Origin of the sequence: Frankia sp. BMG5.23, from assembly GCF_000685765.2 — a bacterium.
In the GTDB taxonomy this organism is placed as follows: Bacteria; Actinomycetota; Actinomycetes; order Frankiales; family Frankiaceae; genus Frankia; species Frankia casuarinae.
The window spans coordinates 19,815-34,985 of the sequence record NZ_JDWE01000048.1 but is presented as its reverse complement, the minus strand read 5'-3'; the positions used below and the strand labels follow the sequence as shown (position 1 = coordinate 34,985).

Annotated in this window: 9 protein-coding genes and 1 pseudogene; 5 read left to right on the top strand and 5 right to left on the bottom strand. The window is 72.6% G+C overall.

Annotated elements, in window-relative coordinates; all coding sequences use genetic code 11:
* Positions 1–227: 227 nt before the first annotated feature.
* Positions 228–821 carry an isopentenyl-diphosphate Delta-isomerase gene (gene idi, locus BMG523DRAFT_RS17520; protein ID WP_035734199.1) on the bottom strand — a complete coding sequence of 198 codons (594 nt, stop codon included), beginning with the start codon at positions 819–821 and terminating at the stop codon, positions 228–230.
* Positions 822–1,238: 417 nt separating this feature from the next.
* On the opposite strand from idi, the gene bioB reads away from it, so the two are divergent.
* Positions 1,239–2,321 (top strand): biotin synthase BioB, encoded by a 1,083-nt coding sequence (gene bioB / locus BMG523DRAFT_RS17515; RefSeq protein WP_035734200.1) that lies wholly within the window; start codon positions 1,239–1,241, stop codon positions 2,319–2,321.
* 47 nt (positions 2,322–2,368) lie between these two features.
* Complete coding sequence (fxsT, locus tag BMG523DRAFT_RS17510) at positions 2,369–5,248, top strand: FxSxx-COOH system tetratricopeptide repeat protein (protein WP_043591652.1); 2,880 nt, start codon at positions 2,369–2,371, stop codon at positions 5,246–5,248.
* Between the two features lie 39 nt (positions 5,249–5,287).
* Here the strand turns inward: fxsT and BMG523DRAFT_RS17505 are convergent, their stop codons facing one another.
* Positions 5,288–7,297: a serine/threonine-protein kinase gene (locus tag BMG523DRAFT_RS17505; protein ID WP_051623926.1), complete on the bottom strand. Its 2,010-nt coding sequence runs from the start codon at positions 7,295–7,297 to the stop codon at positions 5,288–5,290.
* Positions 7,288–12,009 (bottom strand): AAA family ATPase, encoded by a 4,722-nt coding sequence (locus tag BMG523DRAFT_RS17500; protein WP_051623925.1) that lies wholly within the window; start codon positions 12,007–12,009, stop codon positions 7,288–7,290. Before BMG523DRAFT_RS17500 ends, BMG523DRAFT_RS17505 begins: the two co-directional genes overlap by 10 nt.
* A 517-nt stretch (positions 12,010–12,526) precedes the next feature.
* On the opposite strand from BMG523DRAFT_RS17500, the gene BMG523DRAFT_RS17495 reads away from it, so the two are divergent.
* Both BMG523DRAFT_RS17495 and BMG523DRAFT_RS17490 read left to right on the top strand, forming a co-directional pair.
* Complete coding sequence (locus tag BMG523DRAFT_RS17495; protein WP_035734204.1) at positions 12,527–13,117, top strand: RNA polymerase sigma factor; 591 nt, start codon at positions 12,527–12,529, stop codon at positions 13,115–13,117.
* Positions 13,118–13,204: 87 nt separating this feature from the next.
* Complete coding sequence (locus BMG523DRAFT_RS17490; RefSeq protein WP_011438544.1) at positions 13,205–14,170, top strand: hypothetical protein; 966 nt, start codon at positions 13,205–13,207, stop codon at positions 14,168–14,170.
* A gap of 177 nt (positions 14,171–14,347) precedes the next feature.
* Here BMG523DRAFT_RS17490 and BMG523DRAFT_RS25980 read toward each other — a convergent pair.
* Together BMG523DRAFT_RS25980 and BMG523DRAFT_RS26620 are read right to left on the bottom strand one after the other, a co-directional pair.
* Positions 14,348–14,524, bottom strand: a pseudogene (locus tag BMG523DRAFT_RS25980) (MerR family transcriptional regulator); the annotation flags it as partial.
* On the bottom strand, positions 14,521–14,664 hold the full coding sequence (locus tag BMG523DRAFT_RS26620; RefSeq protein WP_023841565.1) for a hypothetical protein: 144 nt from the start codon (positions 14,662–14,664) through the stop codon (positions 14,521–14,523). The pseudogene BMG523DRAFT_RS25980 and the gene BMG523DRAFT_RS26620, both read right to left, overlap by 4 nt.
* Positions 14,665–14,979: 315 nt before the next feature.
* On the opposite strand from BMG523DRAFT_RS26620, the gene BMG523DRAFT_RS17480 reads away from it, so the two are divergent.
* The coding region (locus BMG523DRAFT_RS17480; RefSeq protein ID WP_116289968.1) for a PAS domain S-box protein at positions 14,980–15,171 on the top strand (192 nt) is incomplete at its 3' end.

Here is a 15,171-nt window from a genome sequence, read left to right as displayed (position 1 = left end):
GTGCTCCTGCCACCCGCGTCGCGGTGTCGTCGTCGCCACGGACCCCCGGGTCGGGGCCGGCGGCGGACGGTCGCGCGGCGTCCGGGACCATCCGCGGTTCGGTGGCCCCGGGCGTCAGCGCCGGCACGGCAACCCCTCCGGAACAGGATGCCCTCCGGAACAGGATGCCCTCCGGAACAGGATGCCCTCCGGAACAGGACGGAGGGTCGGCTCGCCGGATGGCCGGCTCAGGCGTGGGTTCCGCCGGAGACGAGGGAGAGCGCGGCGGTCAGCGGATGGGCCGCCGCGCTGAACGCCGCCATCTGGTCGACCGACCAGGGGCTTAGCGCCCAGGGCGCGGCGGCGGCCACCCGGCGGTAGTCGTCCCACTCGACCCAGCGCCACTCGACCACCTCGGCCGGGTCCGGATCCGGGTCCCCGAGCGCCCGCGCCACGTAGACCGGGCAGACCTCGTTCTCCACGAGACCGTCGGCGGCGGTGGCGCGGTAGGCGAAGTCCGGCAGCGCGCAGTGCAGGTCGGTCAACTCCAGGCGGAGTTCCTGGCCTACCCGGCGCTCGACGGCCCGCGCCAGATCCTCGCCTGGGCGGGGATGCCCACAGCAGCTGTTCGTCCACACCCCCGGCCAGGTCCGCTTGTCGAGCGCCCGGCGGGTGACGAGCAGCCTGCCGGACGGGTCGAAAAGGTAGGACGAGAACGCCAGGTGCAGGGGGGTGTCGAGGCCGTGCACGGCGATCCGCGGCGCCGTCCCGCAGGGGCGGCGTTCGGCGTCGAGGAGCACGACCTCGTCGGCGGGCGGGACCGACGCGGTGTCACGCGACACCGTCTGTGGTGACGCCGCGTCACGCGGCACCGTCACGACGTCGGAGTCGGATCCTTGCGGGCTCACTGGTGGGCCTCACTTTCCGGTCGAAGGTCCAGTTTCCACTCGAAGGTCCAGTCGCTGGTTCGGTCGGTGTGGGGTGGGCGCCGGCGACGCTGTCGCCCGACACGCACGCGTCGTTCTCCTCCACCCGGGATCCAGTCGCCACATACCCATCCTCCCCTTCCTGCCCGCCGGCGCCGGTTGGCCACGTCCACGTCCGGGCAACCCCGGCCGTACCCCCGCCCCGGCGTGGGCGATCGCTGGTTCCGATCAAGGCAACGATGAGAGTGTGGACGCGGCGGAAGGACGATCACCCGCAGGTTTCCGCCGCCCGCCAGTGCCCGCCGTGCCAGCAGAGGATCGAGGATGACGGACATGGACCTGTCAGCCACTCTGAACAGCCTTGTCAGCAAGGGGGTGAGTGGTCAGGCTCCGACCCGGGACGAGGCCCTGGCCGTCCTGCGCAGTGACGACGACGATCTCTTGGACGTCGTCGCCGCCGCCTACCGGCTCCGGCGGAGGTACTTCGGCAGGCGTGTCAAGCTGAACTTTCTGGTGAACCTCAAGAGCGGACTCTGTCCGGAGGACTGTTCCTATTGCTCGCAGCGGCTCGGTTCGAACACGGGAATCCTGAAGTACACCTGGCTCAAGCCCGAGGAGGCCGCCGCGACGGCCGGCGCCGGCATCTCGGGCGGTGCCCGCCGGGTGTGCCTGGTCGCGAGCGGCCGCGGGCCGACGGACCGGGACGTCGACCGAGTGGCGGACACGATCGGCGCGATCAAGACCGCGCATCCGGACGTGGAGGTGTGCGCGTGCCTCGGCCTGCTGTCCGACGGGCAGGCCGCACAGCTGCGGGCGGCCGGTGCGGACGCCTACAACCACAACCTGAACACGGCCGGTGAGAAGTACGCAGACATCTGCACGACGCACACCTACAACGACCGGGTCGACACGGTGCAGGAAGCCAGGCACGCCGGCCTCTCACCCTGCTCGGGTATCATCGCCGGCATGGGGGAGAGCGACGAGGACCTCGTCGACGTCGCCTTCGCGCTGCGCGAGCTGGCCCCGGACTCCATCCCGGTCAACTTCCTCATGCCATTCGAGGGCACGCCCCTGGGGGCGGAGTGGAACCTCAACCCCCGGCAGTGCCTGCGCATTCTCGCCATGGTCCGGTTCGTCAACCCCACGGCCGAGGTGCGGCTCTCGGGCGGCCGGGAGATTCATCTCGGCTCGATGCAGCCCCTCGCCCTCTCGGTGGTGAACTCCATCTTCCTTGGTGACTACCTGACCAGTGAGGGTCAGGAGGGCCACCAGGACCTGAAGATGATCGCCGAGGCGGGCTTCACGGTGGAAGGCCTCAACACCGACGCCGAGGCGGCGCTGGCCATGGGCGCGGGCCTGGAGCGGGTCGCGCTACGTCAGCGCGGTGCCGGCACCGACCTGCCGCCCAACGCCTGATCCCGGCCTTCACCTCTCGACTGGCGGGGCGTCCGGGTGGCCAGCCGATGAACCCGGCTGGCACGGATACCACCCACGACGCCGGGAAGACGGTGGACTTCTTCGTCTCCTACGCCGGCGTCGACCAGGCGTGGGCGGAGTGGATCGCGGACACCCTGGAGAGGGCTGGCCGCCGCGTGCTGCTCGAGGCATGGGACTTCGTCCCCGGGTCGAACTGGCCTGCGCTCGTCCAGGCGGGACTGACCACCGCAGGCCGGCTCCTGGCGGTGCTGACCCCGGCCTATCTCGCCTCGGTCGGCGCGGCGGCGCAGTGGCAGGCGATCTGGGCGGCGGACATGGGCGGGCGGGGACGCCGGCTGATTCCGGTGCAGGTCGAGCCGTGCGAGCCCGGCACGCTCGGCCTGCTCGGCAGCCTCACCTGGATCGACCTGACCGACCTGGCCGGGCCGGGCGCCGCCGCAGCCGCTCGCGCCCGGCTGCTGGACGGGATACGTGCCGCCGTGACAGGGCAGGTGCGGTCGGTCAATCCCACGCCGCTCCCCACCCGCGACACCCGTGACACCCGCGACGTGCCCGCGGCGGCGGACGAGTCCGAACGGGCAGCGCGGTATCCGGGTCGGCCCCCGCTCGTGTGGGGGCTGCCGCCGGAACTGGTGCGTAACCCCCGCTTTGTCGGGCGTGCATCCGAACTCGCCGAGCTGCGCGCGCGACTGACGGGCTTCGACCGGGCCGTGCCCGGCCCCGGTTCCCCTGTGCCGGGGGTGCGGGCCCAGGTGGTGCATGGCCTGGGCGGGGTCGGCAAGACGGAGCTCGTCGTGGAGTTCGCCTACCGGTACAGCCACGCCTACGACCTGGTCTGGTGGATCCGCGGCGACAAGATGACGGAGGTCGTCGCCGGCCTCGCCGCCCTCGCGGCCCAGCTGGGACTCGCCCACGTGGAGGGGGACGAGGCAGCGGCCGCCGCGGCGGCCGAGGCGTTGCGCGCCGGTCGACCTCATCGCCGGTGGCTGTTGGTCGTCGACAATGCCGTTATTGGCAATGCCGTCATGGGCAACAACGCCGGTGCTACCGCCACCAACCCCTACCTGTCCAGGCTTCTGCAGGCCGCGGAGACCGCCGAGTTCGGACATCTCGTGATTACCTCGCGCAACCCCGACTGGGCCGGTCGGGCTACCGCAACCGAGGTCGCGGTGCTGCCCCGGAGGGACACGATCGATCTGCTGAGGAGGCACCGAGCCGCGCTGGAGGACGCCGAGGCTGAGCGGCTCGCGGCCGCGGTCGGGGACCTGCCGCTGGCGGCGGAACAGGCCGGAGCCTGGCTCGCCGCCAGCGGCATGACCGTTTCGGACTACCTGGCTGCGTTGCGCGTGGAGACTCGGGAACTCCTTACCCGCGGAAAACCGGACCGCTATCCGTTCATTGTCGCCGCGGCGTGGAACCTGGCCCTGGACGAGATCGGACCGGACGAACCGGCCGTCGTCGAGCTGCTGCAGCTGGCCGGATTCTTCGGTCCGGAGCCCATCCCGCTCGACCTGTTTCCCGCGCTGGTGGTGCTGGGGGAGACCAACGGGGAGCTGGGGGAGAGCAACGGGGAGGGGACGCTCTGGTCGGCGCTGAGCGCGGCCTGTTCCTCCCCGCTGCGCTGGGGGGACGTGGTCGCCCGCCTCCGTGCTCTCGGGCTGGGCAAGGTCGAACAGGGAACCATCACCTTGCATCGGCTGGTGCAGGCGGTGCTGCGGGACCGGGTTCCGACGTCGCGGCACCTGGAGTTCCGGGCCACCGTCGGCTGGTTGATGATCAGGGCCCTGCCCACCGCGATCCAGGGTAATCCGGCGGCCTGGCCGCGCTGGGCCGCGCTGCTCCCACACCTTCAGGCCCAGATCGAAGCCGAGCCGTCCCCGGCGGACGCGAACGCGGCGGGCATGCTGGGGCTGGGCAATCTGGCGGCGCTCTATCTCCAGGAAACCGGACAGCTCGCCGCCGCCGTGGACCTGCACACCTGGGTGCTGGCTCGAACCGAGCAGGTCGTGGGAACCGACCACCCCAACACCCTGGTTCTCCGGAACAACCTCGCCCTCGCCCTGCAGAAGGCCGGACGCATTTCCGAGGCCATCGGGTTGTACGAGCGGATCCTGGCGCGGGCCAGCCGCATCCTCGAATCCGATGATCCCAATCTGGGGATCAGCCGTAACAATCTCGCCAGCGCCTATTGGGCCGCCGGACGCATCGCGGAGGCCGTCGAACTGCTCGAGCAGGTTGTCGACGACGCTGGACGGATCCGTGGCCCGGACCATCGCGACACCCTGCTGGCCCGGAGCAACCTGGCCAACGCATACCAGACGGCGGGGCGCTTGGCGGAGGCGATCAGGCTGCACGAAGAGGTTCTCGTCGACGTCGTCCGGGTTCTCGGCCAGGAGCATCTCACGACCTTCCTCGTGCGCAACAATCTCGCCAGCTCCTATCAGGCCAGCGGACGGACGACTGAGGCCCTCGACCTGTACGAGCAGGTACTGACCGGCCGGGAAGGCGTTCTCGGCGACAACCATCCCGACACCCTGCTCTCCCGCAGCAATCTCGCCGACGCCTACCAGGCGCTCGGACGTCTGCCCGAGGCGATCGATCTGTACGAGCGGGTTCTCTCCGATGCCCGCGGTGTTCTCGGCGCCGACCATCCACACATTCTGATCACCTGGAACAACCTGGCCTGCGCCGTTGCGGCCGCGGGGCGCCTCGCGGAGGCGATCGACCTGTACGAGCGGGTACTGGCCGACCAGCGGCGTGTCCTCGGACCGGATCACCGCGACACCCTGACCTCGCAGGGAAACCTCGCCAACGCCTACCGGGCCGCCGGACGCACGAATGCCGACGCCGCTGATGGTGCCGACCCCGCTGATGGTGCCGACGCCGCTGATGGTGCCGGGGACTGACCATCGTCCGGGTCTTCCATGCTTTGCCGGGTGACCGATCTATGCGACCGGGAGACGGTGGATGAGGTGCTGGGCGGTGTCGACGACGAAGGCGGTGCCGTCGCTGTGGACGGTGACACCGAGCGGCCGCCGCAGACCTGTTCGGGCATCCGCGAAGATGCGGACGAGTCGATCGTGGGTGACGAGGCGGACCCGTCCCCGATCGGGGTCGGTGACCAGCAGACCGCCCGAGGGGGTGGGCGCCAGCGAGTGGGGTCGACCGACGTCCGCGATCCGGGCCGGGGCTCCGTCGTCGGGGGACGCGCCGTAGAACATCCCGGCGGCCGTGGAGATGATCCCGTCGGCGTCGACAGCCCGCAGCAGGTGATTGTCGGTGTCGGCGAGGTAGACATTCCGTCCGGGCGGGGCCGTGACGTCGTGCGGGCGCCGGAGCTGGGCGAACTGGGCGGGTCCGTGATCTCCGGACAGGCCGGGGACACCCGCCCCCGCCAGCGGTGCCGCCCGCAGATCCGGGTCGATCCGGATCACCTGGTGACCGCCGGTGTTCGCGACGTACACCAGGCCCGCCGCGTCGACGTAGACGCCGTGCGGATGCGCCAGGTTGAGCGAGGCGGCGTGCCGGGCGGCGGGGCCGGCCGGCGGGCCGTGACGGCCGGAGCCGGCGACGGTGACGATCCGACCGTCCGGCGCGACCCGGCGGATCCGATTATTGAAGCTGTCCGCGATGAACAGGGAACCGTCGGGGCCCAGGGCCAGCCCGCACGGGTTGTCCAGCTCGGCGTTGACGGCCGGCCCCCCGTCACCGTGCGGGCCGCTCTTGCCGGAGCCGGCCACGTGAACCGTCCGGCCGTCGCGTTCGATCCGGAGCACCCGGTGGCGTAGCCGTTGGGACACGTATACCGCACCATCCGGCGCGGCGACCACGCTGTACGGGTAGTCCACCCGCAACGGCGCGGACGTGATGTCGGCCGGGCGGAGGTCGCGCCGCGCGGTCCGGTTCAGGGACCGGCGCCGGATCACGCCGGCTGACCATCGGCGTGGTGAGGCGGTGGCTGGTGGCGGGACGGCTGACGGCGGAGTGTCCGGCGGTGTGCGGGCTGGTGGTGTGCGGGCTGGTGGTGTGCGGGCTGGTGGACTGCCGCGCGCCGCGTCGCGCACATCGTCGTCGAGCCGCAGCGGCAGCGGGCAGCGGGTGAGCCAGCCCGCACCGAGCGCATGGGCCGTCGCGGCGGCGAGATCCAGGGCGAACGCGCGGGCCGACGGCGGGCGTGCACCGGGCTCCTTGCGCAGCGCCCGGTCCACCACCGCGGCGATTGCCGGCGGCGCGGCGTCCAGTGGTTGCGGCGCGACGCGCAGATGATGGTCCATCAGCTGCGCCATCGATAGCGCCCGGACGAACGGTGGGCGGCCGCTGAGCAGTTCGTAGAGGACGATCCCGAGTGCGTACAGGTCGCACGCCGGTCCCGGCGGCCGGCCGTCGAACTGTTCCGGCGCCATGTAGACGGGGGTACCGACGAGCGTGCTCGGGGCCGCGCCGGAAGCGCCGATGAGCTTGGCGATCCCGAAGTCGGTGACCTTCAGCAGGCCGTCGGCGCTGAAGAGAATGTTGTCCGGTTTGATGTCGCGGTGCAGGATCCCGCCCGCGTGCGCGCATTCCAGCGCGGCGGCGGTCGCCAACCCGATCGCGCAGACGACGTCGACGGTCAGCCCGTTCGCCGCGCGGGCCCGCACGGTGCCGCCCGCCAGTCGTTCCATGACGAGCAGGCACAGGTCCCCGGATTCGACGTAGTCGTAGATGCGGACTACGTGAGGATGGTCGAGTCCGGCCAGCAGGCGCGCCTCCGCCAGGAACCGACCGTGGGCGCCGCCGTCCGCCGCGCTGGTCGACAGGACCTTGATCGCAACGGTTCGACCGAGCCGGCGGTGGCGACCCGCGAGGACGACGGCGTGACCGCCGTGCCCGAGCATGGCGGTCACCTCATAGGCGGGGAGCGCCTCGGCCACCCGGTCGGTGATGAACCGTTCCGGCTCCGGTCCGGTCAGCCGCACGGCGGATCGTAGTCGAGGCCCGGCAGGTACTGTTTCCATTCCTCGCGGGTGAGCGGGTCGCCGGCCCGCGCGCACAGCCGCGTGACGACGCTCGCCGGGTCGAGGTCCCAGACGAATCCGATCATCTGGTAGGGCGCTCCGACGATGAAGGCGGTGTCCGGGGCGAAGGCGACCGCAGCGAAGCCGTTGTAGCGGCCGCTGAAGGTGGCGTACGGCACCGGGTCGGCCGGATCGGACATGTCCCACAGCCGCACCACGCCGTTCGCGCCGCCGACGCCCGCCGCCATGAGCCGGCCGTCGGAGCTGAATTCGATGGAGTTGACGCCGGCCCCCAACCCGATGATCGAGGGCAGCGCGCGGGGGGCCCGGCGGTCCGTGACGTCCCACAGGGCGACCTTCGTGTCGAAGCTGCCGACGGCGAGGGTCCTTCCGTCCCGGCTGAAGGCGATGGTGATCAGGGCGCTGGTGAAGCCCGTGATCGTGCTGATGCCCGCCGGTCGGTCCGGTGTCGTGATGTCCCACAACCGGATGGTCCGGTCGCTGCTTCCGGACGCCAGGGTGCGCCCGTCCGGGCTGAAACTGACGGTGGCGACGTCGTAGCGGTGCCCTGCGAGGACGGACCGCCCCCGGGGCGTGGCCGGGGCGGAGATGTCCACCAGGGCCAGCCGGGCGCTCGTGCCGGCCAGCGCGAGGGTCCGGCCGTCCGGGCTGACCTCCAGGTCCTTGATCCCGCCGATGCCGGGATGGATGGTGGACAGCAGCCTGGGACGGTGGATGTCGGCGACGTCCCACAGCGTGACCATGCCGTCGAAGTCGGTGGCGTAGTCGAGGCTGCCGGCGATGAGGACCCTGCCGTTCGGGGTGAACCGGACGCTGCCGACCGCGGCGTTGAATCCGGTCAACGTGGCGGCCGGTACCGGCCGATCGGGGTCATGCGCATCCCACAGCCGGACGGTCTGCCCGTAGTCCCCGGTGGCTAGGACCCGCCCGTTCGGATGGACCGCCGTCGACCACAGGAAGCGGTGGTGCCCGACCAGCACCGGCCCCGGCACGTCCCACAGGCGCAGGGTGCGGTCGTCGGCACCGGAGGCGAGGGTTCGCCCGTCCGGGCTGAAGGCCAACGCCCACGGCTTCGACGCGTGCGGCAGGACCGCGATGGCGTCGAAATGGCGGGACGGATCGTAGATCTCGACCGCGCTGTTCACCCCCACGGCCACGAGGCCGTCCACGTTGACCGCCACCGCCTCGACCGATCGCACCTCGTCGATGACCTGGAGGGTGGTCGGCCGTCGCGGGTCGGTGAGATCGAAGACCCGCGCGGTGGTGTCGTCGCTGCCGGTCACCGCCGTCTTCCCGTCCGGGCTGATGGCGACCGCACGGACGGCCGTGTTCGCGCTGAGCACGACATTCGGGCCCGCCTCGCCCTTCAGCTCGCTCAGCTCCGCCGGGGCGGCGAGGTCCCGCACGTCCCACAGCAGGGCCCGGCCGTCGTCGCCACCGGTCAGCAGCTCGGTGCCGTCGGGACTGAACGCGACGGCACGGACGTTCGCGGTGTGGGCGGTGATCGCGCCGGCCGGCCGGATCGCGCTCACGTCGGAGACGTCCCACAGCCGCACCTGTGATCCGTACCCGCCGGTGGCAAGGACCCGGCTGTCGGAGCGGAAGGCCAGCCCGTGGATCGAGTCGGAGGCGCCGGGTAACGTCGCCGCGAGCACCGGGTGAGTGGGATCGGTGATGGTCCACAGCCGGACCGTCCGGTCGTCGCTCCCGGTGGCGACGAACCGGCCGTCCGGGCTGAACGCCACGGATTTCACCGCCAGCCGGTGGCCCCTGATCGTGCTGAGCGGGGTGCGGCGGGTGGGGTCTGACGCGGACCACAGGGCGACCGTCCAGTCGTCGCTCGCCGTCGCCACCAGCCTGCCGTCCCGGCTGTAGGCGACCGCGCCGATCGGACGGGTCTGCGTGCCGAGGTGACGGGTGGCGAAGCCGTAGTCGCTCGCGAACGTCGACAGCACGGCGCTGCGCGCCTCCGCCGTCGGCGCCAGGCGGTAGGCGACGGCGCCGAGCTGGGCGGCGGCCAGCGGGTCGGACCTGCGTAGCTGGTCGGCCTGCCGGCCGATCGCTACCGACAGCGCCCGGTCCCGCTCGCCGGCGATCTGGGCCCGTTGCCGGAAGGCGAACGCCATCGCTCCACCGGCGATCAGGGTCAGCACCGTGAGAGCGGCGACGAGCTGGTGCAGCCGCCTGGTCCGCCGGACCTCGGCCCGCCGCGCCGCCTGCTCGGCCGCGAGGGAGGCCGCCAGAAAGTCCCGCGCGACCGGGCTCAGTGCCGTCTGCCGCTGCCCGGCCTGCGCCCACTCCCGGACGGTCGCCAGCCGACTGCCGGCGAACAGGTAGGACGGGTCCCGCCCGCCGTCGTCCCAGGTGGCCGCGGCGTCGGTGAGCCGCTGTCGGGTCACCGCCGCGGCACGATCGACCTCGATCCACTCGCGCAGCCGCGGCCACGAGCGCAGCAGCGCCTCGTGGGAGATCTCGACGGTGTCGGCGTCCACGGTGACGAGTCGGGCGGCGACCAGCGCGTCGAGGACGGCGGAGACGTTCTGGGCTGACGCCGAGTTCTGGGCTGACGCCGAGTTCTGGGCTGACGCCGAGTTCTGGGCTGACGCCGAGTTCTGGGCTGACGCCGACGTGGACAGCAGCTCGGTGCGTGAGACGCGGCGGCGGGTGTCGTCCGTCCCATCCCCGAACTGGATCATCTGTAGCAGGATCTGCCAGGCCGCATCCTGGCCGGCCGCGTCCAGCGTGCCGAAGGTCTCCTCCGCCGTCCGGGCGATGGCCCCCCGTAGACCCCCGGCCCGCAGGTAACCGGCCACCGTCAGAGTGCCGTTCTCGCGTTCCCGCCAGGTGGCGCGCAGCGCGTGCGCGAGCAGGGGCAACGATCCGGGGTCGGCGACGACGCCGTGCTCGTCGGCGCCGATGTCGTGCAGCATCAGATCGACCAGGCCCGGCTCCACCGTGAGCCCTACCGCCTCGGCCGGCTTCACGATGGCGTCGCGCACCTCCGCCGCGGTCATCGGCCCGACCACGACCTGCCCCGTCTGGAGCGCGTCCACCAGCTCCGGATAGGCCGCGCACCAGCCATAGAAGTCGGCGCGGACGCCGATGACGACGACCGCCGGTGGACGGGTGGCCCCGTCCCCGCGGCACGCGGCGACCAGAGCGCGGATGAACGCGCCGCGCTCCTCCTCATCCGCGCACAGGGTGAACGTCTCCTCGAACTGGTCGACGACGATCACCACCCGCCGGGTCGGCGGGGTGGTCCCGCCGCCGGCGGCGGCCGGACGCAGGGCGAGCAGATCCGACAGCGCCCCGACGAAACGGGCGGGTTGCGAGACGACGTCGAGCCGTGCCGCCGCGAGCACGGACAGCCCGGCCGCCTGCGCCACCGTGCGGGCCAGCTCGCGGGCCGGGTGATCCGTGGGTGTCATCAGGACCTGCGGCCAACCGCGGGCGCCCGCCACTGCGCCCCGGGCGAGCGCCGGGAGCAGCCCGGCGCCCAGCAGCGACGACTTTCCCGAGCCGGAGGCACCGACGAGCACCAGCGGACCCGCGCCGTCCAGCCGTTCCTCCAGCCGCGACAGCGCCTCGGCCGTCGCTCGCTCCCGCCCGAAGAACCAGCGCTGCGTGCCGGCGTCGAACGAGGCGAGACCGGGATAGGGGCAGGCGGCCTCACCGGTGGTCCCCCCGCCGTCCGGTGCGCTGGGAAGCCCCGCCGGCTGTCGCGGGGTTGGAGTCACCACCGGGCCGGGGCCGTCGGTGAGCACGGTGGTCGGCGCCGGCTCCAGGTCGGCGATCGGCGGGGTGTGCGCGGCGTTGCCGGCGAGGATCACCCCATCCGACCAGGCGGCGGCGGAATGCAGCACTGCGTTCCCGGCCGCGGTGAGACGTTGGGCGAGCCGCCGGGTCACCTGCCCGACGCTCAGCTCGACCGGGCCGTCCGGGTCGCCGTTGACGAGGAGCCGGACCAGGCCGGCGGACAGCGGCGGTCCGTCACCCGCCATCGATCCGTCATCCGCGGCCGGCCCGGTGTGCGCGGCCAGCCCGGTGTGCGCGGCCGGCCCGGTGTGCGCGGCCAGCGGCGCGGTCAGCACGAGCAGCTCCACGCCGTCGCCGGCCGCGTTGACGCCGCCCCCCGCATCTTCACGAGGACCGGGAACATCCTCGCGAAGACCGGGAACGCGAGGTGGCACCGGCGGGACGGTGGAGTTGGCGACCGTGGTCCGCACCCACAGACCGTCGACGGCGATGAGCCGGGTGGCGGCCCGGCTCGTCGCCATCGTCGCCAGGACCGACGACAACGGCAGGGCCGTGTAGGCCAGGCGATGGGGACGGCTGTCCGACACGGCCGTCGCCAGATGGATCATCCCGTCGGCGTCGACGAGGACGATGCCGGCGTAGTAGACGAGGAGAGCCTCGGTGGCCTGCTCGACGGCCGCCGCGAGAGCCTCGCCGAGATCGAGCGGGGTCGCCGGGTCGACGACCGTGCGCAGGCTTTCCTCGGCCAGCCCGCAGCGCTCCACGAACACGCCGCCGACCGCCGCCACGGCCCGCGCTACCACGGCGCCGACCTCGCCCGCCCGGTCGACGCCGGGCCCACCGAGCCCGCCCGTGCCGACGACGAGAACCCGCGCACCGGCGGATCCCAGAACCAACCGCGACGTCCGCGACGTCGATGAACGAGCCACAGCTCTCGCCCTGCCCCCCGTGCCCGACATAAGCGGCCAGATGCCCCCGACCAGGTCATCCAGCTGGCGCATCAACCATAGATCAATCCGACGGCGCCCGGGCGGAATGCCGCGGAACCCGAACGTTATCCTCGGGGCGCGGCTGAGTCTGACCGTGCCAGTGCGTTGTCGCTGTGCTATGAGCAAGCCCCCCATGTCCGGCCGTTCCGGGCGAGGTCGCATCATCTGCGCGGTGAGCGAGAGCGCGGAGCTGAGCGCAGATGCGGTCGCCACTGAGGGCATCCCGCGACGATCATCTTCCTCGGTGAGGCCGGCCTCGGCGGGGCCGGCCTCCGCGCCTGGCGGCCCGGCGGCGCTGGTGCCGGCGCCGGCGGCCGGCCACCAAACCCGCGCCGGGGTCGGCAGGCCGTCCGTTGGGGAGCCGTCCCCCAAGGAGCCGTCCGTCAAGGAACCGTCCGTCGAGGAGTCGGATCTTTCCTCGGCGGTGAGCGGGGCACGCCGCGGTGACGAGGCGGCCTTCAGGCTGCTCTACCGGACGATCCAGCCGGGTCTGTTGCGGTACCTGCGGGTACTCGTCGGTGACGAGGCCGAGGATGTCGCGTCCGAGGCATGGCTGCAGATAGCCCGGGACCTGCCGTCGTTCCGTGGGGACTTCGACGGGTTTCGCGGCTGGGTAGCCACGATCGCGCGTCATCGCGCGCTCGACCAGCTGCGCCGGCGATCTCGCCGCCCGCGCGGTGACGTACCGGTCGAGACGGTGATGACGGAGATGGCCGCGCCCGATGACACCGCCGGCGAGGCGTTGGAGGCGATGTCCACCGAGGCCGCCATGCGCCTGATCGCGGGCCTGCCGTTGGACCAGGCGGAGGCGGTGCTCCTGCGGGTGGTCATGGGGCTGGACGCGAAGACCGCGGGGCGGGTTCTGGGCAAGCGCGCCGGCGCGGTCCGCACCGCGGCGCACCGGGGGCTACGCAGGCTTGCCGAACAGCTCGGTGATGGTGGGGGCACCGGGGTTGGTCGACCGGAGGCAGGTGAACCAGGTGAACATGGTCGGGGTGGCGGCGCGCGGCGATGACCATGGGCTCCGGCCAAGTGCAACACGGCCAGGTGTAACACGGCCAGGTGTAACACCGGTGAGGGCTTCGACGCTGAAGGACGTGAGATGAGCACACACCGACCCCGTCGGATCGGCCGGGGCGCCGCGGAGCGGATGCTTCGCGGCGGCCCGGTCAATGCGGGGGCCGGTGCGGATCCCCTTGCCGATCTGCTCGCCGCCGTGGCCGCTCCGGCCCGCGAGGGCGAGCTCGACGGTGAGGAAGCGGCTGTGGCCGCTTTCCGGGAGGCGCGTCTCGCTCACGTCACCCAGCCGCGGAGAGAGCCCATGTCCAAGTTGTTGCTCGCGAAGTTCCTGACCGCGAAGGTCGCCGCCGTGGCGGTCGCGGCCACGGCCGTCGGAGGCGTCGCCGCCGCCGCCGGCACAGGAGTACTGCCCGTCCCCGGTGTAGGTGGCAGCGCCGCTGTGTCCCCGGTGGCTACGCCCTCCGCCGAGGTGACCGCGCCGCGGGTCTCAGTGCCGAGCGCCGGTGCGTCCGTCTCGGCGTCCCTGCTCGCGCTGTGCCATACCTACACGGCCGACGCCGGCGCGGCTCTCAGTTCCCCGGACCTGAACGCGCTGGTCACTGCCGCTGGCGGCAGTGACCAGGTCGGCGCCTTCTGCGCGAAGGCCCTGCGGGCCGAGGCCAGCGCCGGGGTGGGTGCGGCCGCCGGGCCGGGCGGCACGGGTGCCGGCGCGCGGGTTCCGGGTGCGGGCGTGGGTGTGGGTGCCGGGCCGGGTGGTGCGGGTCTTGGCGTCGGGGTGGGGCCGAGTGCGGGTGTGGGTGCGGCCGCGGGGCCGGGTGGTGCGGGTCTTGGCGTCGGGGTGGGGCCGAGTGCGGGTGTGGGTGCGGCCGCCGGGCCGGGCGGCACGGGTGCCGGCGCGCAGGTTCCGGGTGCGGGCGTGGGTACGACCGCGGGGCCGGGTGGTGCGGGTCTTGGCGTCGGGGTGGGGCCGAGCGCGGGTGTGGGTGCGGCCGCCGGGCCGGGCGGCACCGGTCTCGGCGCTAGCGTGGCGCCGTCGGTTCGTCGCTGACCGGTAGGTGTCCCAGGAGGGCCCCGGCAGGCCAGGAGGGCCCCGGCCGGCCTGGAGGGCCCCGGCCGGCCTGGAGGGGGCCGGCCGGCCTGGAGGGGGCCGGCCGGCCCCCGGGGTCGGGGTTCAGGCGGCGAGCCCGTGCCGTGCGTCCGCTGCCTGACAGCTGACGACCAGTTCGGCGTCGCGGGAGGCCTCCAGCAGGCCGAGTGCCACGAACCGGTGGACCAGGTCGGGATGCAGCCCGCCGCGGCTGGCGACCGTCTCCACGGTCAGCTTCCGGGCTGGTGCCAGCGGGTAACGCGGCCGGGTGGTCGACGGCGCCGTCCGCTGCCGCGACGGGAATGGAGTGGTCATCGCCGGGATCCCTTGCTCGGATCGGACTTTCTGGGGTCGGAGTTCCTCAGGTCGGAGTTCCTCGGGTCGAAGGTCCAGGTGGCCGCCAGTTCTCCGAACAGCGCCCGCTCCCGGTCGGTCGGCCTCGGCGGCACTGCCACGCTGACCTCGGCTTCCTGGTCGGCGCCCGGGATCGGCCCGGGGCGCCGCCGCCGAGAACGTGCCGCCGAGGCCGAGTGTTACGCCATCAGATGGCTTCCCGATCCACCGGCGCCTCAAAACCACCCACCTGAGCCTCAAAACCACCCGCCGGGATCCCACCAAGCCGATCAGGTCGGTCCTCCGGGAGAAGGCACGCATCAGCGGTGAACCACGGTGGCGGGTTGGCACGGGTCGGCACGGGGGGTCGGCATCTGTGCTACGGTCCACTCCGCCTCACTTAAAGAGTCGGTCCGATTACCGATCGTGGTGATGTGGTGAAGGGTTCCTCAGACCTGGCCAGCGGTCTGTTGGAGGCGGCACCGGACGCGATCGTCGCCGTCCGGGACGACGGGGCCATCGTCCTGGTCAATACGCAGGCCGAGCGGCTGTTCGGCTACACCCGCGACGAGCTGGTCGGCCAACCGGTCGAGATCCTCATCCCGGTCGGTGTCCGCGCCGTCCATCCT